1 pseudogene is annotated in these 478 nt (G+C 57.7%); it reads right to left on the bottom strand.

The window, feature by feature from the left end:
* Positions 1 to 478, bottom strand: a pseudogene (locus EN780_RS37560) (transporter); the annotation flags it as partial.

The following is a 478-nucleotide window of genomic DNA, read 5'->3' as shown; positions in this document are numbered from 1 at the left end:
ATACCAGACTGCAGCTTCAGTTCCACCGAGTCCGGCACTTCAGAGGAGCCATAGACATTGGTTACGGTACCCAGCAGCGGATTTGTCGGATCGATGATGCTGGAAACCTGGGTCAGGTCGAGCGTTCCGGCGAGATTATCGAGCTTCACCGCCGAATTGTAGACCAGGCTGGCGCGCAGAGCGATTTCCGGAATCTCATAGGCAACACCGGCACGCCATCCCCAGCCATCTCCCTCGAGATCGAGGCGTCCTACGCCCGTGCCCAAGAATGCCGGGAGAGGAGCAACCAACTGCTCCTTGAAGCCCGAAACATCCTCGTGAAATACGCCGCCAAGAACCCGAAACTGACCTTTTCCAAGGTCCATCTTGTACGAGCAGGTTGCGCCCAGCGCTTCGCTCTTTACCTTGGTTATGATATTGCCGTTCGCACCGGCCCAATTGGCGCCGGGATTGCTGAACGCTCCGATCGGTTGGCCGT

Origin of the sequence: Mesorhizobium sp. M4B.F.Ca.ET.089.01.1.1 (assembly GCF_004022605.1) — a bacterium.
GTDB lineage: Bacteria > Pseudomonadota > Alphaproteobacteria > Rhizobiales > Rhizobiaceae > Mesorhizobium > Mesorhizobium abyssinicae.
This window is presented reverse-complemented; position numbering and strand designations above follow the sequence as displayed.